Genomic DNA, 22,324 nt, shown 5'->3' on the forward strand with positions numbered 1-22,324 from the left:
ACCTCAGGTTAAAACCCGAGGCTATAAAATAATAACCCTAGGCTTCAGCCTAGGGACTACAAAAACTTGCGAACCTTTAACCAATTCTCAAAATCCACCGTCCAGTTATCACTCGCCGTATTGTTTTTTCGCATCCCAAATCCGTGACTTCCATTTTCATAAACATGCAATTCACTCGGGTGTTTGGCGGCAGTCCAGCGTTCGAATAGTCGGATGCTGTGCGGCGCGAAGCCTAAATTATCATCGGCAGCCACGGCGATGAAAGCCGGAGTCACCGCGTTTGGCATTTCTTTACCTGTCACCGCATCTGCATAATGGTAGATGGGTGCGATGAAATTAGGTTTTAAGTTTTGGGGAGCGCTTAGTAACACATTCATGGTTAAGGTACCGCCAGCCGAGAAGCCCATGAAGCCTATTTTGTTCGGATCAATGCCGAGTGTTTTGGCATTCGCTTTGACATATTTAATCGCTTCGATGCCATCTTGGGTGGCCATTTCCACGACGGGGGCATTGATTTCGTCAAGCTTTTTGAAGTCATTCATCAGTGGCATTAACTCGGCGAAGGGATTAGGGCCATTGGATTTTACGACGCGGTAGGTGAGCACAAAAGCCGTAATTCCGCGTGCGCTAAGCCATTTGGCGACATCATGTCCCTCTGAATCGATAGACAAAATATGAAATGCGCCACCTGGAGCTACGATGATGGATGTGCCATTTCCTTTACCCGGAGCGGCAGGATAAATGGTCAGCGTCGGTTCGGTCACGTTGAACAACATCCGATTATTCGGCATGGGGGTAAATTCCTTCACTTCCCAATTCCAGTTTTCGGATCCCGGAGCTTTGCCCGGATATAGTTTAATGACTTGTTGGCCAAAGGCCGCAATACTCATCAATAGAAACAAGGCAATTTTCATTCGTTTGAGGTAGGTTTAAAGGTATATAAATAGGGTGCTTTATTCGCGGCACCCGTAAATTGTTTTTCCAATCTGTCCACAATATTCAAATCTAAGATCATTTTTTGAAAATTGTTTCTTCGGTAGGGTTTGTCGAAAACCGTTTCATACAATTGTTGCAATTCCTTCATGGTGAAGGTTTCTGGCAAGAGGTTATAGCCTACAACATGATCGTCAAAATGCAGTCGCATGGCTTTTAGTGCTTTGGCAATAATTTCTGCTCCATCCAAAATGAGTTTGGGAAGCTCCTGCACGGGTATCCATTCCATTTTTTCATCCAATTCTGAGCATTGGGGTTTTACTTTATTGATGTCAACCAACGCATAATAACCCACCGAAACGAAGCGCCTCACATACCAATCATATTCTTCTTGTGGACCGGTTAATTGTGGGTTTTGGGCTAATAAATCAAGCATAAAGCGTTCATTGTGTCGGTCGGCATTACCAAACACATGGAATTGTTGCAAATAGATGTTGGCCAATTGCGTTCGCTCTTCCAAAATACGTAGGGCGGCCTGATCTAAATCTTCTTCTTGGCGAATAAATCCGCTGGGCAAGCTGTAAAAATCACCCTTGAAATTAAGCTTGGGAATAAGCACCTTTAATGTCGCGTCCTGATAGCCAAAAATGACACAATCAATGGATAATTGTGCAATGTAATTCTGGTGACTTGGATGGGTAAAGCTTCCCGACATAGCTGCTGTTAATTCCGTGATTTTCAAAGATAGAAATTATTGTCTAAAAAATAGACAATGTAAAATTTGTTTCTATATTTGCCTCATTATAAACCCTTAAAATCTATTTGCTATGAAAAAGATTCTTGCACTTGTATTTGTTTTGACGACTTTATTTTCCGCGTCAGCATTCGCGGCTAAGCCAGATCCTACTGATTTTTTCGCTGGTAAGTGGAAAATTGTTGTGTTGGGTACGCCAAATGGTGATGCTACTTTCGCAACGAACTTGGTTCGTAAGGATGGTGTTTTGACAGGCCAATTAAAGATTGTTGGCGATGACTCACTTCCTGCAGTTGACATCTCGAAAGTAGAAGATGACAGCGAAAAAGTAGTTATCTATTTCTCTACGCAAGGTTATGATGTTAATGTAGAATTAACGAAAGTTGACACGGACAATTTGAAAGGAACCTTGATGGGGATGTTTGAGGCAAAAGGAACACGCGTTAAAGAATAAATTTCAAGCACATGAAGAAGCATTTCGGATTCGCGGCACTGGTTGTCGCGAATCTAACTGCGTACGCGCAAGTATCTGATTTATCAAAGGGTTTTGTTCAGCCGCCCCACACTGCGCAACCGCGCGTTTGGTGGCATTGGATGAATGGAAATATTACGAAAGACGGTATCCGAAAAGACTTGGATTGGATGAAGCAATCGGGTATCGGAGGGTTTCAAAATTTTGACGCGAGTTTATTTACACCGTTAGCGGTCAAAGAAAAACTCGTCTACATGACTCCTGCCTGGAAGGATGCATTCCGTTTTGCAACGGATTATGCTAAAGAAAAAGGCTTAGAAATGGCCATTGCCGGTTCACCGGGTTGGAGTGTGACAGGTGGTCCCTGGGTGGCGCCTTCAGACGGCATGAAAAAATATGTTTGGTCTGAATTACGCGTTCAAGGTGGGCAAAAAATTACTGTCGCTTTGCCGCATCCGTCGGATATCACAGGACCCATGCAAAATGTGCCTTTTGAGGCTGGAGGATTTGCCGCAGGTTCTGCCGAAAAGGTTGTCAAGCATTATCAAGATATCGCCGTTTTGGCCTATCCTATCGCTTCGCAAATCCAGTCGGCGCGCGACTTAAAACCACAAGTCAGTTCCAGTGGAGGGCAATTTAATTTGGCCGACTTAACGGATGGCGATTTGCATCACATGAGCTATTTGCCACCGATGAAAATAGGGGAGAAAGCCTGGATTCAATATACGTTTGATGCGCCAACGGAAATCTCGAGTGTCGTGCTTTCCAATGAATCATATGGGGAATTAGCGGCATTTAATGGCGGAGGAAATAATCGAAGTATTCAAGTGAGTGCGGATGGGGTGAATTTTAAGGAAGTGGTTAAAGTACCACCAACCATCACGTCCCAAACGACAGTCTCATTTGCTCCTCAGCGCGTGAAAGCGATCCGTTTATGTTATCAAACGGAGAAACCGGGGGATGTGGGTATTGCTGCCATGTTTGGTATGCGTCCCTCTACTGAACCCAAGGGGATGAAAATTTCGGAATTTGATGTGTTTACTACGCCGCGGGTACATCTTTTTGAGGCCAAAGCGGGTTTCGAAGCGCATAAGGAATTAGCCGTTTCAGGGACGCCCGTTTCCAATGGGCCTGCTACTAATCAGGTGATTGATGTGTCGAAATTTGTACAGGCTGATGGTACCTTGTCCTGGGATGCCCCTGTGGGAAATTGGGAAATTTTGCGCTTTGGTTATTCCTTAACGGGAAAGAAAAATCACCCGGCTTCGCCAGAAGCAACGGGTCTGGAAGTGGATAAATTAGACCGAGGAGCGGTTACGCGCTACATGGAAAATTACCTCGATCAGTATGCGCAGGCGACGGGTGGCCAACTAGGCCCTGGTGCTTTGAGTCATATGGTTTTGGATAGTTATGAGGCGGGACACATGAACTGGTCGCCTACATTTGCTGCCGATTTTCAGGCGAAAAGGGGCTACGATTTGAAGCCTTGGATGCCTGTTTTGACAGGTCGGATCGTCCAAGATGCGGAGGCGAGTGAGCGTTTTTTATGGGATTTTCGCAAGACGATTGGGGAGTTGATCGTAGAGAATCATTATGAGTTGATTGGTGATTTATTAGCCAAACGAGGCATGAAGCGCTATACGGAGTCACATGAAAATGGGCGAATTTACTTAGCCGATGGTATGGATGTGAAGCGTAAAGCTGATATTCCCATGGCGGCGATGTGGCAGCCGGGGGCATTGGCAGCTGGGAAGGATGAAGAGCCGCGTTCGCGGGCCGACATACGTGAATCTGCTTCTGTGGCACACATATATGGCCAAAACATCGTTGCGGGCGAGTCAATGACGACAGCAGGGAATTCCTTCAGTCCGCATCCGGGAACATTGAAACGAACGGCCGACATGGAATTAGCTTCCGGATTAAATCGTTTTGTGATACATACCTCAGTGCACCAGCCTTTGGATTCGTTGTTCCCAGGTTTGACCTTAGGACCATTTGGACAATGGTTCACGCGTCAAGAAACCTGGGTGAAACAAGCGAAGGTTTGGGCGGATTATTTAGGCCGGAGCTCGTATATGTTGCAACAAGGGCACAATGTGGCGGACATTCTTTATTTCTATGGAGAGAACCAAAATATCACTTCCTTGGCGATGAAATCCTTGCCTAGCATTCCGGCAGGTTTTGAGTTTGATTATGTGAATGCAAGCGCCTTGCGCGATGCCATTGATGTAGAAAAAGGTCAATTTGTTAGTCGGGGGGGTAGTCGCTATCAACTATTATATTTAGATGAAACGGCGAAACAGATGACGCTGGCGACTTTGAAGCGGATATTCTTTTTAGCACAAAAAGGGGCTTGGATAGCCGGTACAAAACCTATTTCTAGCCCAAGTTTAGCAGATTCAGAACAAGAATTTCAGCGGGTTTTAAATCAATTGGTTTCCTTCCCTACGGTTCATTTTGGCCAAACGGCGGAAGCTGTTTTAGCGTCGAAATCGTTGACAGCGGATTTACGTGTTTCAGGTAATACCGCCGAAGTATTGTTCCAACATCGGCAGGTAGGAGGCAAGGAAATTTACTGGTTGAACAGTCGGACGGATCAGGCCAACAAAGCCTCGTTATCATTCCGGGTTAGCGGCAAGATTCCGCAGGTGTACAATCCAGAGACAGGAGAAATATCAGCGGTATCGTATCGGATGCAGGAAGGAAGAACGCTGATAGACATGGAATTCAGTCCTTGGGATGCGAAATTTATTGTGTTTGAAGGTAATGCTAAAATTAAGGCGCTTGTCGTAAAAAAGCCAATCACGGTTTCTTCTATGACAATTTCAGGACCTTGGCAGGTTAAATTCCAGGAAAATCGGGGTGCCCCAGAGGCGATTACTATGCCGGAATTGCAGGCATGGAATCAGCATGCGGATGCAGGCATTAAGTATTTTTCAGGTACGGCAACGTATGCGAAAACGGTGCAAATGCCTGCTAATTCAAAAGGAGCGAAGTGGCAATTGGATTTAGGTGATGTGAAGAATTTGGCAGAAATTTATGTGAATGGGCAATGGGTTGCAACGTGCTGGAAGCAGCCATTTGTGGCTGATATTAGTAAGCATTTGCATGCAGGAACGAATCAGCTTGAGGTGAAGGTGGTGAACTCTTGGGTGAATCGTTTGATCGGTGACGCTCAGCCAAATGTGAAGCGAATTACGTACCTTTCAATGCCCATGATGATTCAGCCGACGATGCCTTTGGAGACATCCGGATTATTGGGGCCTGTTCAAATTCACCAACTGAAATAGCCATGAAAATCGCAGGAAATGTATTCTTAGTTACGGGTGCCGGAAGTGGCATGGGCCGTGAAATGACACATCAGCTGATTGCTAAAGGAGGAAAGGTTGCGGCCTTGGATATTCATTTGCCTCAATTATTGGAAACCCAACAGATTTGTTCGGGAGGGGCGGCGAATTTTTTAGCTTTGGAGGTGGACATTACGGACCGCGCCAAGGTGCTTGCTTTGCCGGAGCAGGTGATTAAGCATTTTGGGCAGATTGATGGCATCATCAATAATGCGGGAATCATTCAGCCGTTTGTGAAGGTGAAGGACTTGAGTTTTGATCAAGTGGAGCGTGTGATGAACGTAAACTTTTACGGATGCGTGAATGTCACTAAGGCTTTTTTACCACATTTATTGGAACGTCCTGAAGCACACATTGTGAATATTTCGAGCATGGGTGGGTTTTTACCCGTTCCGGGCCAAAGCATTTATGGCGCTGCGAAAGCCGCAGTTAAATTATTTACCGAAGGCTTGTATGCGGAATTGAAGGAGACGGCTGTCCGTGTTTCGGTCGTATTTCCGGGGGCAATCGCGACGAATATTACGGTGAATTCGGGCATCGAAATGCCAAAGGCGTCTTCGGGAGCTTCAGGTATGACGTCCTTGCCTGCCAACGAAGCCGCGCGAATAATTTTACATGGCATGGAGACGAATCAATACCGAATATTGGTTGGCTCGGATTCCAAATTCCTGGATTTTTTATGCCGTTTAGCTCCTGAATATGCGACAAACTTCATCGCAAAAAAGATGAAGGCGCTCTTAGGATAATTATCAATTTCTTGAACTTTTTCCTATATACCTTTGCCAAACCTTGGAGGATTGGCAAAGGTAAGTTAGGGTTTAAAAGTCTCTACCATCGTTAACGCCCGATCGATAATCTGGTGCATGTCATAATACTTGTATTCTCCCAAGCGCCCCCCGAAAAATACCTGCGCTTCCTGATCCGCCAGCGAACGGTATTTTTGGAACAAATCATTATTCACCTGATCATTCACCGGGTAATAAGGCTCTGTCACATCCGCCTTGTAAGGCTCCGGATACTCGTAACTAATCCAGGTGCTCGGGGTCTCGTTAAATTCAAAATGCTTATGTTCTATAATCCGCGTGTACGGAATTTCTGCCTCCGTATAATTCATCACGGCAACACCCTGGTGATTCGGATATTCGTGTTTGACATGATCGAAACGCGTTGTTTTATATTCTAATTCACCAAATTGATAGTCGAAATACGAGTCGATCGGACCGGTGTAAATGACCTTATTCGCCATCGCATTGTAGGTCGATTTATCTGCCAAATAATCTACCCCCAAACGAACCTCAATGCCCTCCAGTAATTTTTCGAATATCTGCGTATAGCCTCCTTCCGGAATGCCTTGATACCGGTCGTTGAAATAATTCGTATCAAAGGTAAAACGTACCGGCAAGCGCTTGATGATTTCCTTTGGAAGCTCCTTGGGGTCCTTCATCCATTGTTTTGCGGTATAACCCATGATGAGTTTTTCGTAGATGTCTTTGCCGACCAACTTAATCGCCTGCTCCTCCAAATTTTTGGGTTCACCTTGGATGTCTTTTCCCTGTTCAGCAATAATTTGTTGGGCCTCTGCCGGTGTGTTTACGTTCCACAACTGGTTGAAGGTCCACATATTAAACGGCAAAGCGAATAATTCTCCTTTGTAATTGGCAATCGGCCGATTCGTGTAATGGTTGAATTTGGCATATTGATTAATCCAAGTCCAAACTTTTTCGTTCGAAGTATGGAAAATATGCGCCCCATATACATGCAAATGGATATCATCGCGCTTTTCTGTGTAGCAATTTCCACCAATATGATCGCGCTTCTCAATAACTAAACACGAATAGCCCTGATTCGTCAATTCTCTCGCACAAATACTGCCGAAAAATCCGGCGCCAACAATCAGAAAATCATAAGGTTTTTGCATGAGCAAGGGTTTATTTGGGCTGTAAATTTAGCTATTTTTCACAAGCCTTTTCTAAATCGGCAATGATGAATTTTGACATTTGTAAAAAGGCATAGGTTGCTTTGGGTGCGGTCTCCGGATTCGACATGAATTTGCCCAAACAACTCGGAACTACCTGCCACGAAACACCGTATTTATCCTTCAACCACCCACATTTTCCGGCAGCACCACCCTCGGTCAGATGATCCCAGTAATAATCAATTTCCTCCTGTGTATCCACAACAATGACTTGCGAAACTCCTTCCGAAAACGAAAACGCATGCATGTGCGAACTATCCATCGCACCGAATGTCTGTTTGTTCAACTCAAATTGCGCATAACTTAAATGGCTCGCGACATCCGCCCCACCTTCCCCATAAGGACTTAGGTGTACGGTTTTGGATTCGGGGAAAATCGACGTGTAATAGGCAATGGCTTCCGCCGCCTTCCCATTATTTTCTCCCGTAAACATCATGCTAGGATATATTCGATCTCCGCTGACATGGTCCAACATTAATTGCCAGTTCACACCAAATTTATCCTCAACCCAGCCGTATTTGCTACTCCAAGGATAGGTATTTAATGGCATTCTGATTTTACCTTCTTCCGTAAGTCCTGCCCAAATTCGATCAATTCCTGCCTCATTGGCTGCATTATAGAAAAAGGAAATTGATGGATTAATTTTATACTCAGGTCCGCCATTCAGGTGCATGAAGCGTTTGCCGGCGAGCGTATAGTTCACTGTAAAGGGATTCTCAGATAGGAGCGTTATGTCATTAAAAACAGACTGATAAAAAGTAAATGCTTCTTTGGCTTGTTTATCAAACCACAAACAAGTCATGATGGGATGGTTCATATCGTTTTTGCTTTAAAACTCCAGGTAAATGTAAATTCGGCGACTATGACGCCTTCTAAATTTTTGCCAATGGCCTTGGATGTCAGTTTGACTCCTTCGCCCGTTCGGACGGTTTCGTCCACGGCAGCTTCCATGGCCTTGCCATCTTCGCAAGTGAAAAAGATAGTTCCCGTTGCTTTTTTGACGAAGGTGGCCTCTACTTTTTCGACCAACATACTCACTGCCGGTTTCCGATTGTGAACTTGGGCATACGCGAGCATTCCGCTACTCATTTCAGCCGCCATCGCTTCTACCGCGAAATACATCGAGCGAAAAGGGTTTTGATTAAACCAAGATAATTTAACCCGAACCGTGCAGGATGCTTCATCAAAATGATGAATGTTTAAGCCAGACCAAAATGCAGCGGAAAGATTTTTGAAGATAAAAAACTTGAATAATACAGGCGTGGTAATGATGCGTTTAAACGCGCTGAAATTAGGATTCATAGCTTGGTGTTTGGGACGATAAATGTAGGGCTTTTCGTTGCATTTTAAAAATGATTTCCCCGTTCGATTTTTGACCCATTTGGCCCCAACCCTTGTGACGATAAAATGCCTCCGCGCGCGTTCCGGGTTCTGTTCCTAAAATCAATTCGGTTTGTCCCGCTGCAAAATAGGCACCAACCATCGTATCATGTAATTGCGAACCGATGCCATTTCCTTCGAAATCGGGGTCAACAAAAAGCGCCCAAACTTCGCCTGCTTCTATATCCAAAATCGCAAAACCCATTATCTGATCCGATTCTTCATATACCCAAGCCGCTCCTTCTTTGGTCAAATAGGGAAAGTAATCCGCTTCTTGTACAGCGAGCGGATTGCTTAATACGTTTTCCTTTACAGCCATGCGGATGCGGTGCATGGCAGGAATATCCGTAATGACAGCTTCTCTAATAAACATAGGGGATGAGGGATTTTACTTGTTGGGAATACGTCCGATAAGATTCACCATATTGTTCGCGTAATTTTTGCTCCTCCAATCTGCTTCCTATCCAGATGTAGGCATAGCTAATGATGAGGATGGTCAACATATGGCTAGACGGGAAAAGCAGGTACAGTCCTGCGATGAAAATAATTGTTCCAAAATACAGGGGATGTCGGACATAACGATACATCCCTGAGACAACTAATTTCGTCTGTTTTTCGGGTACAAGTCCTAAAAATTCCCTCAGGTTAAACGCTCGAAAAGCGAGTATAATCAAGATGAATCCCGTGACGCTAAGGATTATTCCCAGATGGATGTTGAGGGCTTGTGAAGCTTTTGGCAGGCTAAGTACGAGTAATATGCCTAAGCCCAGAATTGCAATGAGATTATATGCGATTCGGTAATAGGTGAAAAGATTTGGCCAGGTTTTGGAAAAATAATTCTTCACTCCTGTACTTGCTAAAAAGCTATGGACAAAGAAATAGAAGAGCCAAGCGGAAATCAGATGCCACTGCATATTCGTTCGAATTTTATCAAAGCTAAATCCTTTTTGAGAAAATATTCTCATGTTTGCTAAGAACCTTTTAAATTCACATGTTAAGGTAAAACCTATTTATGCAACGAAGAAAATTTATCCAATGGTCATCCTTGGTTAGTTCCCTATCTTTTTTTTCTGCCAAAGCGGAAACCCATGCGATTCCGCAAAATGACCGCGCCTATTGGGTAAACTTGCTCGACAAAATCGCCGCACCCATTTTGAAAAATATGTCCAAAGGGGAACTGCGCAAAAACATGATCATTGCTTACAGTCCTACTTGGGATCATCGCGCCTCAGATGTGGCGTACATGGAGGCATTTGGCCGATTATTGATTGGGATCGGACCTTTTTTAGCTTTGCCGGATGATGTTAGTTCGGCCACGGCACGCGAAGAAACGAATATCCGCAAGCGTATGAGGGAACAAACTTTAGCGTCCCTCAAGCATGCCGCGGATCCTTTAAGCCCTGATTATCTGTATTGGGGTTCGCCTACTTCCAAACAACCACTGGTGGATGCGGCCTTTATTGCACAAGCCTTTCTGATAGCGCCTGAGGCCTTATGGGAACCGCTGTCTGCGGAGACGAAAATGAATTACATACGGGAGTTTACAACGATCCGACAAATCACGCCGCCTAATAATAATTGGGTACTGTTTGCCGCCACGATTGAGAGCTTTTTACTTTATATCGGGAAGCCTTTTGATGCCGCGCGCATCGATCAGGCGATTGCCAAAATCCAATCTTGGTATGTAGGAGATGGCTGGTACAAGGATGGTGAGAAATTTCATTTTGATCATTACAATGGCTTCGTGATTCATCCTATGTTGATCGATGTCATGCGGGTTAATTTGGCCAAAGGGCGTTTATCTCAAGCCGATTTTGATTTAGCCTACAAGCGGATGCGTCGCTATGCGAGTTTTCAGGAACGTTATATTTCCCCCGAAGGAACATTTTTGGTTGTTGGCCGCTCGTCGACCTATCGCGTGGGGCTTTTCCACCCGCTCTCAAAACTGGCCCTAGAAAATGCTTTGCCAGAAGGCGTGAGTTTAGCCCAAGTTCGCTCGGCCTTGACGGCTGTGTTTAAGCGCGTTTTTGTTTCGTCGACCTTTGACCGGGATGGATGGTTGACCTTGGGCTTGGTGGGAGCGAATCAGGCCAATCTTGCAGATTCTTATTCCAATACGGGCAGTATGTATTTGACCTCTGCGGCCTTTTTGCCTTTGGGATTACCCGCGAATCATGCTTTTTGGACGGATCCTGATGCGGATTGGACACAGAAAAAGGCGTGGACGGGTCAGGTATTTCCGAAGGATTACGCGGTCGACTATTAAGCTTCACCCCCCTTACCTTTGGCAAACCTGGGAGGATTGCCAAAGGTAGTGCTGCGGGAATAAAAATCATTCAAATAAACTGATAAAAACATGCTACAAGAACTTATTGCCTTATACGATCGGGATTTAAAAGCACTTCGAAAAGAGATTGAATCATATAGTGAAGATGCACGTATTTGGCAATTAGCAGACGGTATCAATAATCCGGGAGGAAATGTATTCTTGCACTTGATGGGGAATCTCAATACGTTTTTTGGCGCAGTTTATGCAAACACGGCTTATGTCCGCGACCGCCCATTAGAGTTCTCCGCGCGAGATATTCCTAGAACGACATTATTGAAGATGTTGGATGAAATCCATCCCATTGTGCTCCAGGTGTTGCGGAATTTCCCGGCGAATAAATTAGGGGACATTTACCCGATTCGAATCTTTGATGAAGAGAAATCGAATGGCTATATTTTTATCCATTTGGAGACACATTTAGCCTATCATTTAGGCCAAATAAATTACCATCGTAGGATCTTGGATTCCTAGTCCCCCTCACCGTACCTTTGGCAAACCTTGGAGGATTGCCAAAGGTAACGTTTCACGAATAAAAATGATTTTAAAAAACTGATAAACACATGAAAAAATTCTTTAAAATTTTCGGCTGGACTTTTCTCAGCATCATCCTCTTGCTTTCCGTTGCCATGGGAACCTTTATGTACAAAGTGAAGTACGGATTCCCGGTCAGCTATGAAACAGAAAAACCCGTGATTCAATTTCCTGCAAATCAGCCCGCCATTTTGGTCTTCACTAAAACCACCGGCTTCCGTCATGCAGAATCTATCGATGCTTCTATTCCTCTCTTGAAAGAGCTGGGCAAAACGCACAACTATTTTATCTACGAAACAGCCGATGGCGGTGTCTTTAATCCAGAACAATTGAAGCAATTCAGTTTGGTGATTTTTGATAATTCCACGGGACGCGTGTTGAATGACGACCAACAAACCGCGTTGGAAAAATATGTGGAAGAAGGTGGTTCGCTGATGGGAATACACGGTGCGGGCGATGATTCACACCGCTGGGATTGGTATGAAAATAATCTCTTAGGGGCTAAGTTCTCGCATCATCCCTTGAATCCACAGTTCCAACAAGCCGATGTGCGCATGTCGGAAAATGTCGATTCCTTGTTTTCGAAAAACCTCGTGAAGCAATGGAGCAATACGGATGAATGGTATGTGTTTTTTAATCAACCCAAAGATGTGAAAGTGCTATATTCCATCAATGGCGACAAGATTATTCCGAATGGAAATATTCTTTGGACGACTGATAAGAATTTTGGTATGGGGGCGAATCACCCCGTGGCTTGGTACCGTGAAGTGGGTAAAGGAAAAACTTTCTATACTTCCATGGGACATTCCGCAGCCGTTTGGAAGAATCCAGATTACCTCAAACTTATCGAACAAGGCATCGCCTGGAGCATCCAAAAAAACTAGTCCAAATAAGGTAATAACTCCGCGCGCAACAATCCACTTCCGCCTCCATAATGTTGGATGATCGGTTGGCTTACTTGCGCGCGGATCAATGCCTCATCAGTTTCCGAAACGCTCGAGCTTAATAAGAGCAAATCAAAACTGCCGACCAGCAGTTCTTCGACTGTCGGAAATGACACCGCTTCTGCCGCATCATACTGATTAATCAATCGGACCAATATGGCGACAATATCTGCATTTCCCCCGAAGACTGCGACTGTTTTCATAGCGATTAAAATTGCATGGGGACTTCCATCAACAAAATTTCTGCGTCGGCTGTCAAGGCTTTGAGTTCAAATGATTCAGCCCCGCGAATACTTAATCCATCGCGCGGCGATAAAGTTTGGCCATCGATTTCAAAACTTCCTGAAAGCACAAAGGCATATACCCCATTCCCTGTTTTTTTGATCGCGTAGTTCGTCTCAATACCTTGGTCAAATTTGCCCATGTGAAACCAAGCATCTTGGTGAATCCAAACGCCCGCATCTTCTGCATTCGGCGATAAAATTTGTTGCAATTGATTGTGGCGGTCGGCGACATTCAGCGTAATCTGATCATAGCGCGGCGTCACATTTTTCTTGTTTGGGAATACCCAAATCTGTAAAAATTTAACAGTTGCGTCTTTGCTGTGATTGTATTCGCTGTGGTAAATTCCTGTCCCAGCACTCATCACTTGGATATCCCCGTGACGAATCACCGCCTTATTTCCCATACTATCTTGATGTTCCAAATCACCTTCCAAAGGAATACTGATAATCTCCATGTTGTCATGGGGATGTTGGCCAAAACCCATGCCGCCCGAAACGGTATCGTCGTTTAAGACACGCAATGCACCAAAATGAATTCGAGATGGATTATGGTAGTTGGCAAAACTAAACGTGTGATAACTTTGAAGCCAGCCGTGGTTCGCGGCTCCGCGGGAATCCGCTGTATGTAATTCGTAGGATTTCATATCGTATTTCTAATATTTAACAAAGCTAGTATTAATTTAATTTGGGAAGCTTAAAATGTGGAATTTAGGCGTAGTTTTGAAGGAAACTTATTTTAACAAATGAACAACAATTCTGAAAACGCTTTTTTAGCGGGTCCGCGTTCCCGATGGCAAGAATTTTTATTCTCTTTGGAAGTTTTATTTCAATTTATCAAAGGTTTTCGAAACCTACATTTTGTGGGACCCTGCATCACGATTTTCGGGTCAGCCCGTTTTTCAAAAGACGACGTTTACTACCAAACGACTGAAACACTCGCGACTCAATTAGGCAAGATGGGCTTCGCCATTATGACAGGAGGAGGGCCGGGTATCATGGAAGCCGCCAACAAAGGTGCCAAAAATGCGGGGGCCTTGTCGCTCGGCTGTAACATCGAACTTCCCTTCGAACAACATCCCAATCCTTATTTAGACCGCATGGTCAACATTCGCTATTTCTTTGTCCGCAAGGAATTGTTGCGTAAATACTCATCTGGCTTTGTCATCATGCCGGGCGGCTTAGGTACTTTGGATGAGTTTTTTGAAGTGATTACCCTAATTCAAACGGGCAAGATGAAAAACTTTCCGGTCGTTGTCATGGGGCTGGAATACCACGAACAATTGATGCGTTATTTTGAGGCTCTGATCCAGCAAGAAACAGTGGGTGCGACGGATTTCCAACATATCTTATTTACGGATGATCTTGCGGAGGCGGCCGAACATATTCGAAATTTTACAGAGCTTGCACCCGAAAAACATGCACAATTAGATACCCCTTTGTGGATTTTAGGAGAAAGAAAAATAAAACGAAAAAAATGAAACTAAGCCTGATTTTTGTTTGCCTTTTCGCCGTGAGCGGTGTGGCGCAGTCGGTTCAAGTGAAGACCCAAAAAGGTATTGTGGAAGGGGAAAAATTCGGATCTATCCATCGCTTTTTGGGTATTCCATTTGCGCAGCCACCGGTGGGCGATTTGCGCTGGAAAGCCCCACAGGATTTAGCGCCCTGGCAAGGAGTGAAATCCGCGAAAGCTTATGGACCAAGTCCCATGCAAGCGGAGCCTAAACCTTTTATGGTCTGGTCGGAAGAATATTTAATTCCGAAAGAACCCATTAGTGAAGATTGCTTGTATTTGAACGTCTGGAATGACTCTAAAGAAAAGGGCCCTAAGCCCGTTCTGGTTTATATTTATGGCGGAGGTTTCCGAAGCGGTGGCTCGGCATGTCCTATTTATGATGGTGCTGCAACTGCCACGAAAGGCGTCGTTTTTGTAAGTATTAATTACCGCGTGGGAACTTTTGGTTTCCTAGCGCATCCGGAGCTTAGCAAGGAATCTGCGGCAGGTGTTTCAGGTAATTATGGTTTATTGGATATGATTTCAGCGCTGAAATGGGTCAAAGCGAATATTGCTGCATTCGGAGGGGATCCCAATCAAGTGACCATTGCGGGACAATCTGCCGGAGCATTTGCCGTGAATTATTTATGCGCTTCACCGTTGGCCAAGGGGCTTTTCAAACGGGCCATTGCAGAGAGCGGAAGTGCCATGCTTTCAAGTCCTTTGCGTCCTGCGACAAACCAAGCAGCAGCGGAGGCGACAGGCCTAGCATTTGCAACGAAGTTAGGAGCAGAAAATCTCCAAGCCTTGCGAGCTAAATCGGCCAACGAAATATTAGCAGCCCCAGGTGGTTTATCGTCCCCTTATTTGGACGGCTATGTGGAACCGTTGAATATGCTTGCGGCTTATGCGGAAAATAAAGCAAATGATGTCGATTTGCTTGTTGGCTGGAATTCGGAAGATGTCGTAAGTAATCGCTGGTTGCCGGCACAGGAATACCAACAAATCCTAACGAAAAAATATGGCCCCCAAGCGACAGAGATGCTGACTTATTACCCCGCATCCACAGACGCAGAAGCAGCGATATCACAACGAAATTTGAGTCGGGATGAGACTTTCGGAGCAGGTGTATTTTTCTGGGCAAAAACACAATTGAAACATGGGAAATCTCCCGTTTACCTTTATAATTTCAATCGGCAGATTCCTGGCGATACGCCTGAAACCCAGAATGGTGCATTCCATACGGGTGAGGTACCTTATGCCTATGATAACTTAGCTAAAGTGCGGAGGCCATATCAGGCGATTGATCGACAACTTGCTAGCTACATGTCAAACTATTGGGTCAATTTTGCTAAAACAGGAAATCCGAATGGGCAAGGTTTACCGGTTTGGCCACGTTTTCAAGCAGAGAATACCATGATGCTATTGGATGTGGAAACAAAGGCTACTACGTTGAAAAATGCCAAGGCACTTGAATTAATTGCACAATAGATTTACTTTTTCAGCAAATCGCGAATCTCTTTGAGTAATTCTACTTGAGGGTCCTTTTTCTTTTCCTCTTTGGGCACATCAACTAAATTGACTTTGTTGATGGCCTTGATGATGGCGAAAAGAACAAAGGAAATTAAGACAAATTGAATGATGGCTGCGAGTGATTTGCCATATTTTACGGCACCCCAAGACAGTTTGTCGATGTCGGCAACGCCCGCTGCTTCAATCGCTGGCGTTAAGATTAACGGCGTAATGATGTCGGAAACGAGGGAATTAATGATGCTGGAGAATGCAGCTCCGATTACTACGGCAACTGACAATTCGATGACATTACCTTTGATGGCGAAGGCCCTAAACTCTTTTATCCAATTCATGCGAGAAATCATTTATCGCTCAAAGATAATCGCTTATTTTGCACAAAAATACACATCATGAAAAACTATTTAGTCGCATTTTTACTACTCTCGTTTGCGAGCATGGCTCAAAAGCCTTTTGGAAAAATTAATCCGAGTTTACCTGTTGATACCTTAGCGGCTTCTTGCGGTTCTTGTAATTTCAAGATGGCGAAAAAGGGATGTTTTTTGGCGGTAAAAAAAGATGGTATTGCCTATGAGGTGAAGGGGACTGGATTAGATGATCATGGAGATGCTCATGCTGAGGATGGTTTTTGCATGGCAGTCCGAAAAGCTCGTGTTCAGGGCAAGGTGGAAAATGGCATTTTTGTTGCTACGTATTTCGAATTATTGAAATAAAAAAACACCACGCGAATATCGGGTGGCGTTTCAGTATTACACTTCATCAACAAACTAAATAACATGTTTTAAAGGCTTAAAAAGCATTATTTTACTCAAGTATTTTAGTACATTTGAAAGTTCATCCTAGTTAATATCATTTTATGAAAAAGGTTTTATTAGTAGCTACATCCGTAGCATTGTTTTCTTTCGCCGCTGAAAAATTCATCACGATGCGTATTCCAGAACCTACCGTGAACTACCACTGGAATAATTTGAATAACATCAAGGCCATTGCTGATCAAAGTAATTTGCCACATGCACAAGTAAAATTCATCATTGCGTCGATCGATAGCCTTCAAAAAGACATGGCGAAAAATGCACGTTTGGATAGTACGGTAGCACCATCAACTCCTGCGGCAGTTCAAAAGAAAAAGTAATTTTATAGCCTTGTTGGGAGACCAGCAAGGCTTATATTTAAGGCACGAAGGTTAACTCAAATACAGAAGCTGGCTGAGATTGGCTATTGAATGTGGGAATCTGAATCCCCGCGGATAGCACCCAGTGTTTACTGACATAGTAGGCTCCTCCAATGACTACTTCGCCCAAGCTGTGTTTTCCGCTGATAAAGTCAGCCTGAAACAACAGGCGCTCTTCCCAAATATTTTGCTCTACACCCAGTTGGATTCCAAGCGATTTCAGGGCGCCCTCATCGGTAAAATTTCTTGACTCAGGGCCAAAATAATTATCGGTCGTATAGTAAAGCCCACTCACCCATTTGGTATGCGTATGTTCATTGACATATACCCCATTTCCGTAAAGATAGGTGCCACCTTGGCCAACTTGCGTAAAGCCTGCTTGAGCTCCGAGTCCAATTTTGAAGTCTTCATGTAATTGGAAACTTTTCTGTGCATTCAGGGTAAAAAAAGGATTATAGGGCTGCTCGGTATGATTGGCGACAAATTTTTGTTGGTAGTCATAATTAACCCCCAATACATTAAAACCGATTTCGGTGTTATGACCTAAACCATAACAAAAGGTGCTTCCCGATTGGACTCCATTGGGAATAAAGTTTAGTTGCTGTTGGAAAAATACTTTCTTACGCGGTGTGATATCTGAGCTTGGAACGTTGAAGAAATTTTGTTGGCCTATGGCTGTCAATGAAATGAGCATGAATGCTCCGATCCATTTGATTGAATGGTACATGTGATTTTTTAGCGGTTTTGTTTCATAGCAAATCTACAAAGCTTTTTTTATCTCCTCACTATTTTCTAAATAATCGTTCTAGTTTAGGCATGGGTCGACACATTTGATTTGCATCAACAATTATCTCTATCTTCCCTTCCTTAATCAACAACGATGCATAAATACCTTTTTATTCTTTCCCTATTTCTTTTTAGTTGTACAGACCAAACGGCAACAGAACAAGCTTTGGATCAACTTCCTACTGCTAAATCCATCTTTGGTACCTCCATTGATTTCAATTCGCCTGATAATTATGCGAATCAATCGAAACCCAATTATATAACGAAGGATAATATTGGGGGAAACGGCATCATCGATAAACAAGCTACACTAGGGCGAATCCTATTTTATGATAAAAATTTAAGTATTGATAACAGCATTTCTTGTGCTTCCTGTCACAAACAAACTTTTGCTTTTGGAGATACTGCCGTTCAAAGTGCAGGCGTTTCGAATGGAAAAACAATTCGGCATTCGATGCGCTTGATTAATGCTCGATTCGCCAATGAAAGTAAATTTTTCTGGAATGAACGGGCGAATAGTCTAGAAGCTCAAACGACGATGCCGATCCAAGACCATTTGGAAATGGGTTTTAGCGGACAATCGGGTCGGGGGAATCTGACGACTTTGTTAGCGAAATTACAAGCCATTCCGTATTATCCTGAATTGTTTACCTGGGCCTACGGTGACAATCGCGTCACAGAAACACGCATGCAAAGTGCATTGGCGCAATTCGTTAGAAGCATTCAGTCCTTTGATTCCAAATACGATGTGGGGAGAGCCATCACGGGAAATGACCAGGCTCCTTTTCCCAATTTTACCGCCGTGGAAAACCAAGGGAAAGCCTTGTTTCTAACTCCGCCTGTTTTTAATGCGAATAGCGAACGTGTGTCAGGGGGCTTTGGCTGCCAAGGATGTCATCAATCACCCGAGTTTGACATCGATCCGAATAGTCGGAACAACGGAATTATCGCAGTCATTGGAAGTACAGATTTTGATGTAGATGTGACGCGTGCCCCTTCTTTACGAGACCTGACGAATGCCCAAGGTATCTTGAATTCGCCTTTGATGCACACGGGCGGGGTAAAGGGGTTAAACAATATGCTCAACCATTATAATGCCATCAACACGCCGCCTCGGAATACGAATTTGGATCCCCGATTAAGACCGAATAACATCGGTCAAAAGCTTTTGATGACGGCTGAGGAAATGACAGCTGTGGTTCAATTTTTACGAACACTTTCGGGAAAGAATGTATATGTAGATAAAAAGTGGTCAGACCCTTTTGTGAAATAAGGGGCTTAGCTTTTGCTTAGCAAACGGAACCCGCTTAGCATTTCAGAGGCTAATTTTTCTACATTGAAAATTTGGGCATTTCGTGCTGAGAATGTTTCAATGGCGCTTTGTTGTGCGGGCAAATCAAGCAAAAATTGTTGAACCTTCGCGATGTTCGCAAGGCTCGTAATATCCGAAAGAACTAAGCCATTTTTGCCATCAATCACCAAATCATTGGCGCAACCACATGCCTCGGTACAAATCACCGGCTTGTGCAATTCCTGCGCTTCATTGGCAACCATCCCCCAGGTTTCAGCGGTTGAAACAAGCATCAATGCCGTAGCATGCTGATATAGATTTGCCAAATTCCCCCAAGCTACCGTCCCCAATAAATGGACATTATCTAGTGCCTCAACTTCTTTTTGATTGACTAAATCGGGGTATTGTGGTCCATTCCCTGCAACAAGCAAGTCGATAGGTACATGCTTCATGAGCTGCAATAAAGCAGGTAGATTTTTTTCGGGGGATAGTCGGCCCACAAAAAGCAAATAAGGTGTTGGATGTGGTTTTACCGAATCCTCCGATAAGGTGTTCAGAAATGCCGTTTTATCGAATGCATTTAAAAAGCTTAGGATTTTTCGCTTGCTGACACCGGCTTGAAAAAGGAATTTATTCGTGTTGAGACCATAGGAAAAAAAGCCATCGCACAGGTTAATTAAGATACTCTTATAGCGGGTTTTTAGTGCATGGAGTAGTGAATTTCCGCGCGCCGACAAATTTTCAATGGACTCGACAGTCATGATTGTTCGGATACCGAGGATTTTGGCGAGGAGTAAAATGGGCAAGGTTCCGGGTTCGCTGTAACCTGTTAAATTGATGACATCAGGTTTAAATTCGCGGATGATGCGAATCCAATCCCACATCGTTTTCCAGGGAGATACTTGCTGTAATGGAATTCGGTTCAGCAGTTTAACGGGAAACTGATAGGCATAACTTGCGACATCGAAATCCACTAGATCCTCCCGACCCCTTTCGGTAATGGCGGTTTGAACGACCAACACTTCGTCGTCTGGAGAACAGGTCTGAGCGATTTTTTCGAAAACCACCGACTTGTATTGTGACCACAATAAATTATGTAAGATTAATATCCGCATGCTGGCAAGAGTCGTTTGCAAAGCTACGGGCTTTTTGGCTAAATTCGTACAAAATCAAAAAATCATGGCGACATGTCCTTTGCATGCAGATGTTCAATCGCAAACCTGGTATCAGGAACAAATCGCTCGTTTAGATCCTATGATCTTGGCGCTGGGCTTAAGCCAGCCGGCTCTTCGCGCGTTGGTCAATTTATCAATCTATTCGCTAAATGATTTGAAAGTTGTCGACGAACAAACCTTGCGAAATGGCCACGGCATAGGCCCAAATGCGATGAAAAAATTGGAAACACTCCGCTAATCTTGTATTATTGTATCAAACTGTGACAATATAAACCTATTACACATGAAAAAAATGTTATTATCAGTGGGCTTTGGCCTATTGTGTTCCTGGGCTTCTGCTCAATCAATCAATTTATTTCCGGTTCAAACGACGATCCAACATGGCGTGATCGAAGGGAATTATGATACGAAAACAGGTGTTCAAAAGTATTTTGGGATACCTTTTGCGAAACCACCGGTGGGTGAATTGCGCTGGAAAGCTCCTCAGCTTTTAGCTCCTTGGAAAGGTGTGAAGGAAACGAAGAAATTCGGTCCTCGTCCGATGCAGGGCATCGTTTTCGGTGATATGATGTCGCGTTCAGAAGGTTTGAGCGAAGATTGTTTGTACCTGAATGTGTGGACGCCGGCAAAGCGAAATACTAAAAATCTCCCTGTATTAGTTTATTTCTACGGTGGGGGTAATGTCGCAGGAGATGGTTCTGAGCCACGTTACGACGGAGAAAGCATGTCTAAAAAAGGTGTCGTGGTTGTGACTTGCAACTACCGCTTGAATATTTTTGGCAACTTGGCGCATTCGGAATTGAGTGCTGAAACGTCATACAAAGGATCTGGAAACTATGGATATTATGACCAATTAGCGGCTTTGCAATGGGTTCAAAAGAACATTGCGGCTTTTGGTGGGGATCCTAATCACGTAACCATTGCAGGGGAATCAGCTGGTTCGATTGCCGTGAGTTATCAAATGTCTTCTCCGCTCTCGAAAGGTTTAATTCATGCGGCGATTGGCGAAAGTGGTGGCGGAATTAACCCTACTATGGCGCCAGTTTCGTTAGCTGATGCCGAGAAAAATGGGGCAGAGTTCTTGCAAAAAGCCGGCGTGAAATCCATCAAGGAATTGCGTTCTATGTCGACAAAAGACATCTATGATCTTTACCAAGATTCAAAGCGTTTTGGTTTCCCTGTGGTTGTTGACGGGAACTTCTTGCCAAAGAAATTGCCTGAAATTTTTGCAGCAAAAGAGCAACATCAAATTCCATTATTGTTGGGCTGGAACTCCGCTGAAATCCCAGGTGGCGCTTTCATGCAAGGCAAACCTTACACAGTTGAAAACTACATCGAACGTGTGAAGAAGGAATACCCAAATGATGTGGATAAAGTCTTAAGTCTTTACCCTGCCCATTCGGAAAAAGAAGTAGAGTTGTCGGCGACTGCCTTAGCCGCAGACCGTTTCATTTCCTATTCAACATGGAAATGGTTTGATCTGCACCGGAATAACAGTAGCCAACCGGTTTATCGTTACTTGTATAGCAAATTGCGTCCTCCTTTGGTTGACCAAAATACCGTTTCTGCATTAGCAGGGGGTACGGTTAGACGTGAAGAGCCTGCACAAACGCCTCCGCCAGCGGTAGGCGCGCCACACGCATGTGAGATTGAATATGCGATGGGGAATTTGCATTTGGTGAAAGAATATGCTTGGACAGCCGACGATTTCAAGGTGTCGGATACCATGTTAAATTACTTCACCAATTTCGTTAAAACCTATAATCCGAATGGAGACAAATTACCTGAGTGGCCTGCTGCCAAAGCGGGAGACGCAACTCCTCCTGTGATGATTATCGATACGAATTCCAAAGCGGAAAAGGCACAAAACGATGCGCGATACCTGTTCTTGGATAAAGAATACATGAAATAAGGTTTGGGGCGAATCGAA

Annotated in this window: 25 protein-coding genes; 13 read left to right on the forward strand and 12 right to left on the reverse strand. The window is 44.1% G+C overall.

Annotated features, from left to right (window positions below; genetic code table 11):
* Positions 1 to 56 precede the first annotated feature (56 nt).
* Entirely contained in the window at positions 57 to 914 is an 858-nt protein-coding gene (locus V7S75_RS02215; protein ID WP_459511057.1) for an alpha/beta hydrolase, read from the reverse strand.
* Positions 911 to 1,675, reverse strand: a complete 765-nt coding sequence (locus tag V7S75_RS02220; protein ID WP_459511058.1) for an NUDIX hydrolase — start codon at positions 1,673 to 1,675, stop codon at positions 911 to 913. Before V7S75_RS02220 ends, V7S75_RS02215 begins: the two co-directional genes overlap by 4 nt.
* Before the next feature lie 85 nt (positions 1,676 to 1,760).
* On the opposite strand from V7S75_RS02220, the gene V7S75_RS02225 reads away from it, so the two are divergent.
* From V7S75_RS02225 to V7S75_RS02235, 3 genes are read left to right on the forward strand one after another with little or no spacing between them, the layout of a single operon-like run.
* On the forward strand, positions 1,761 to 2,141 hold the full coding sequence (locus V7S75_RS02225; RefSeq protein WP_459511059.1) for a hypothetical protein: 381 nt from the start codon (positions 1,761 to 1,763) through the stop codon (positions 2,139 to 2,141).
* A gap of 11 nt (positions 2,142 to 2,152) precedes the next feature.
* Complete coding sequence (locus V7S75_RS02230) at positions 2,153 to 5,449, forward strand: glycosyl hydrolase (RefSeq protein WP_459511060.1); 3,297 nt, start codon at positions 2,153 to 2,155, stop codon at positions 5,447 to 5,449.
* A 2-nt stretch (positions 5,450 to 5,451) separates the two neighbouring features.
* Positions 5,452 to 6,252, forward strand: a complete 801-nt coding sequence (locus V7S75_RS02235) for an SDR family NAD(P)-dependent oxidoreductase (protein WP_459511061.1) — start codon at positions 5,452 to 5,454, stop codon at positions 6,250 to 6,252.
* A 65-nt stretch (positions 6,253 to 6,317) separates the two neighbouring features.
* Here the strand turns inward: V7S75_RS02235 and glf are convergent, their stop codons facing one another.
* From glf to V7S75_RS02260, 5 genes are read right to left on the reverse strand one after another with little or no spacing between them, the layout of a single operon-like run.
* Positions 6,318 to 7,424 carry a UDP-galactopyranose mutase gene (gene glf, locus V7S75_RS02240; protein WP_459511062.1) on the reverse strand — a complete coding sequence of 369 codons (1,107 nt, stop codon included), beginning with the start codon at positions 7,422 to 7,424 and terminating at the stop codon, positions 6,318 to 6,320.
* A 31-nt stretch (positions 7,425 to 7,455) separates the two neighbouring features.
* A complete protein-coding gene (locus V7S75_RS02245; RefSeq protein WP_459511063.1) occupies positions 7,456 to 8,298 on the reverse strand; it encodes a VOC family protein in 843 nt (280 codons plus the stop codon).
* On the reverse strand, positions 8,295 to 8,783 hold the full coding sequence (locus V7S75_RS02250; RefSeq protein WP_459511064.1) for a DUF4442 domain-containing protein: 489 nt from the start codon (positions 8,781 to 8,783) through the stop codon (positions 8,295 to 8,297). The genes V7S75_RS02245 and V7S75_RS02250 overlap by 4 nt, the downstream gene beginning before the upstream one ends.
* Positions 8,773 to 9,234, reverse strand: a complete 462-nt coding sequence (locus tag V7S75_RS02255) for a GNAT family N-acetyltransferase (protein ID WP_459511065.1) — start codon at positions 9,232 to 9,234, stop codon at positions 8,773 to 8,775. The genes V7S75_RS02250 and V7S75_RS02255 overlap by 11 nt, the downstream gene beginning before the upstream one ends.
* The gene (locus V7S75_RS02260) at positions 9,224 to 9,775 is read right to left on the reverse strand and encodes a methyltransferase family protein (RefSeq protein ID WP_459511066.1); all 552 of its coding nucleotides are present in this window, start codon (positions 9,773 to 9,775) and stop codon (positions 9,224 to 9,226) included. Before V7S75_RS02260 ends, V7S75_RS02255 begins: the two co-directional genes overlap by 11 nt.
* Positions 9,776 to 9,873: 98 nt before the next feature.
* On the opposite strand from V7S75_RS02260, the gene V7S75_RS02265 reads away from it, so the two are divergent.
* The 3 genes from V7S75_RS02265 to V7S75_RS02275 all read left to right on the forward strand — a co-directional run bounded on the left by V7S75_RS02265 (position 9,874) and on the right by V7S75_RS02275 (position 12,605).
* On the forward strand, positions 9,874 to 11,127 hold the full coding sequence (locus tag V7S75_RS02265; RefSeq protein ID WP_459511067.1) for a DUF2264 domain-containing protein: 1,254 nt from the start codon (positions 9,874 to 9,876) through the stop codon (positions 11,125 to 11,127).
* Between the two features lie 90 nt (positions 11,128 to 11,217).
* Entirely contained in the window at positions 11,218 to 11,661 is a 444-nt protein-coding gene (locus tag V7S75_RS02270) for a DinB family protein (RefSeq protein ID WP_459511068.1), read from the forward strand.
* A gap of 89 nt (positions 11,662 to 11,750) precedes the next feature.
* A complete protein-coding gene (locus V7S75_RS02275) occupies positions 11,751 to 12,605 on the forward strand; it encodes a ThuA domain-containing protein (RefSeq protein WP_459511069.1) in 855 nt (284 codons plus the stop codon).
* Here the strand turns inward: V7S75_RS02275 and V7S75_RS02280 are convergent.
* Together V7S75_RS02280 and V7S75_RS02285 are read right to left on the reverse strand one after the other, a co-directional pair.
* On the reverse strand, positions 12,602 to 12,868 hold the full coding sequence (locus V7S75_RS02280; RefSeq protein ID WP_459511070.1) for a hypothetical protein: 267 nt from the start codon (positions 12,866 to 12,868) through the stop codon (positions 12,602 to 12,604). The two genes, V7S75_RS02275 and V7S75_RS02280, sit on opposite strands and share 4 nt — an antisense overlap.
* 5 nt (positions 12,869 to 12,873) lie before the next feature.
* Positions 12,874 to 13,593, reverse strand: coding sequence for a pirin family protein (locus V7S75_RS02285; protein WP_459511071.1), 720 nt, complete (start codon positions 13,591 to 13,593; stop codon positions 12,874 to 12,876).
* A 99-nt stretch (positions 13,594 to 13,692) separates the two neighbouring features.
* Between V7S75_RS02285 and V7S75_RS02290 the strand changes: the two genes are divergently transcribed.
* A complete protein-coding gene (locus V7S75_RS02290; RefSeq protein ID WP_459511072.1) occupies positions 13,693 to 14,427 on the forward strand; it encodes an LOG family protein in 735 nt (244 codons plus the stop codon).
* Entirely contained in the window at positions 14,424 to 15,932 is a 1,509-nt protein-coding gene (locus V7S75_RS02295; protein WP_459511073.1) for a carboxylesterase/lipase family protein, read from the forward strand. Before V7S75_RS02290 ends, V7S75_RS02295 begins: the two co-directional genes overlap by 4 nt.
* Positions 15,933 to 15,934: 2 nt before the next feature.
* Here V7S75_RS02295 and mscL read toward each other — a convergent pair whose 3' ends face one another.
* Complete coding sequence (mscL, locus tag V7S75_RS02300) at positions 15,935 to 16,306, reverse strand: large conductance mechanosensitive channel protein MscL (RefSeq protein ID WP_459511074.1); 372 nt, start codon at positions 16,304 to 16,306, stop codon at positions 15,935 to 15,937.
* Between the two features lie 57 nt (positions 16,307 to 16,363).
* Between mscL and V7S75_RS02305 the strand changes: the two genes are divergently transcribed.
* A complete protein-coding gene (locus tag V7S75_RS02305; protein WP_459511075.1) occupies positions 16,364 to 16,684 on the forward strand; it encodes a DUF6370 family protein in 321 nt (106 codons plus the stop codon).
* A gap of 143 nt (positions 16,685 to 16,827) precedes the next feature.
* Entirely contained in the window at positions 16,828 to 17,103 is a 276-nt protein-coding gene (locus tag V7S75_RS02310; RefSeq protein WP_459511076.1) for a hypothetical protein, read from the forward strand.
* 37 nt (positions 17,104 to 17,140) lie between these two features.
* Here V7S75_RS02310 and V7S75_RS02315 read toward each other — a convergent pair whose 3' ends face one another.
* Positions 17,141 to 17,869, reverse strand: a complete 729-nt coding sequence (locus V7S75_RS02315) for a hypothetical protein (RefSeq protein WP_459511077.1) — start codon at positions 17,867 to 17,869, stop codon at positions 17,141 to 17,143.
* A 153-nt stretch (positions 17,870 to 18,022) separates the two neighbouring features.
* On the opposite strand from V7S75_RS02315, the gene V7S75_RS02320 reads away from it, so the two are divergent.
* Positions 18,023 to 19,201, forward strand: coding sequence for a cytochrome-c peroxidase (locus V7S75_RS02320; protein ID WP_459511078.1), 1,179 nt, complete (start codon positions 18,023 to 18,025; stop codon positions 19,199 to 19,201).
* 5 nt (positions 19,202 to 19,206) lie between these two features.
* Here V7S75_RS02320 and V7S75_RS02325 read toward each other — a convergent pair whose 3' ends face one another.
* The gene (locus tag V7S75_RS02325; protein WP_459511079.1) at positions 19,207 to 20,334 is read right to left on the reverse strand and encodes a glycosyltransferase family 4 protein; all 1,128 of its coding nucleotides are present in this window, start codon (positions 20,332 to 20,334) and stop codon (positions 19,207 to 19,209) included.
* Here V7S75_RS02325 and V7S75_RS02330 point away from each other — a divergent pair.
* Positions 20,333 to 20,632 (forward strand): helix-hairpin-helix domain-containing protein, encoded by a 300-nt coding sequence (locus V7S75_RS02330; protein WP_459511080.1) that lies wholly within the window; start codon positions 20,333 to 20,335, stop codon positions 20,630 to 20,632. The genes V7S75_RS02325 and V7S75_RS02330 overlap by 2 nt on opposite strands.
* A 45-nt stretch (positions 20,633 to 20,677) precedes the next feature.
* A complete protein-coding gene (locus tag V7S75_RS02335) occupies positions 20,678 to 22,306 on the forward strand; it encodes a carboxylesterase/lipase family protein (protein ID WP_459511081.1) in 1,629 nt (542 codons plus the stop codon).
* Positions 22,307 to 22,324: the final 18 nt, after the last annotated feature.

The organism is Aquirufa sp. TARAVU-A1A, from assembly GCF_054558675.1.

Coding starts and splice junctions, on each gene's coding strand:
- V7S75_RS02285 (WP_459511071.1), bottom strand. CDS start 13,593: ATGAAATCCTACGAATTACATACAGCGGATTCCCGCGGAGCCGCGAAC.
- V7S75_RS02265 (WP_459511067.1), top strand. CDS start 9,874: ATGCAACGAAGAAAATTTATCCAATGGTCATCCTTGGTTAGTTCCCTA.
- V7S75_RS02325 (WP_459511079.1), bottom strand. CDS start 20,334: ATGCGGATATTAATCTTACATAATTTATTGTGGTCACAATACAAGTCG.
- V7S75_RS02290 (WP_459511072.1), top strand. CDS start 13,693: ATGAACAACAATTCTGAAAACGCTTTTTTAGCGGGTCCGCGTTCCCGA.
- V7S75_RS02245 (WP_459511063.1), bottom strand. CDS start 8,298: ATGAACCATCCCATCATGACTTGTTTGTGGTTTGATAAACAAGCCAAA.
- V7S75_RS02260 (WP_459511066.1), bottom strand. CDS start 9,775: ATGCAGTGGCATCTGATTTCCGCTTGGCTCTTCTATTTCTTTGTCCAT.
- V7S75_RS02270 (WP_459511068.1), top strand. CDS start 11,218: ATGCTACAAGAACTTATTGCCTTATACGATCGGGATTTAAAAGCACTT.
- V7S75_RS02335 (WP_459511081.1), top strand. CDS start 20,678: ATGAAAAAAATGTTATTATCAGTGGGCTTTGGCCTATTGTGTTCCTGG.
- V7S75_RS02295 (WP_459511073.1), top strand. CDS start 14,424: ATGAAACTAAGCCTGATTTTTGTTTGCCTTTTCGCCGTGAGCGGTGTG.
- V7S75_RS02305 (WP_459511075.1), top strand. CDS start 16,364: ATGAAAAACTATTTAGTCGCATTTTTACTACTCTCGTTTGCGAGCATG.
- V7S75_RS02255 (WP_459511065.1), bottom strand. CDS start 9,234: ATGTTTATTAGAGAAGCTGTCATTACGGATATTCCTGCCATGCACCGC.
- V7S75_RS02215 (WP_459511057.1), bottom strand. CDS start 914: ATGAAAATTGCCTTGTTTCTATTGATGAGTATTGCGGCCTTTGGCCAA.
- V7S75_RS02225 (WP_459511059.1), top strand. CDS start 1,761: ATGAAAAAGATTCTTGCACTTGTATTTGTTTTGACGACTTTATTTTCC.
- glf (WP_459511062.1), bottom strand. CDS start 7,424: ATGCAAAAACCTTATGATTTTCTGATTGTTGGCGCCGGATTTTTCGGC.
- V7S75_RS02315 (WP_459511077.1), bottom strand. CDS start 17,869: ATGTACCATTCAATCAAATGGATCGGAGCATTCATGCTCATTTCATTG.
- mscL (WP_459511074.1), bottom strand. CDS start 16,306: ATGAATTGGATAAAAGAGTTTAGGGCCTTCGCCATCAAAGGTAATGTC.
- V7S75_RS02320 (WP_459511078.1), top strand. CDS start 18,023: ATGCATAAATACCTTTTTATTCTTTCCCTATTTCTTTTTAGTTGTACA.
- V7S75_RS02330 (WP_459511080.1), top strand. CDS start 20,333: ATGCTGGCAAGAGTCGTTTGCAAAGCTACGGGCTTTTTGGCTAAATTC.
- V7S75_RS02250 (WP_459511064.1), bottom strand. CDS start 8,783: ATGAATCCTAATTTCAGCGCGTTTAAACGCATCATTACCACGCCTGTA.
- V7S75_RS02275 (WP_459511069.1), top strand. CDS start 11,751: ATGAAAAAATTCTTTAAAATTTTCGGCTGGACTTTTCTCAGCATCATC.
- V7S75_RS02235 (WP_459511061.1), top strand. CDS start 5,452: ATGAAAATCGCAGGAAATGTATTCTTAGTTACGGGTGCCGGAAGTGGC.
- V7S75_RS02280 (WP_459511070.1), bottom strand. CDS start 12,868: ATGAAAACAGTCGCAGTCTTCGGGGGAAATGCAGATATTGTCGCCATA.
- V7S75_RS02310 (WP_459511076.1), top strand. CDS start 16,828: ATGAAAAAGGTTTTATTAGTAGCTACATCCGTAGCATTGTTTTCTTTC.
- V7S75_RS02230 (WP_459511060.1), top strand. CDS start 2,153: ATGAAGAAGCATTTCGGATTCGCGGCACTGGTTGTCGCGAATCTAACT.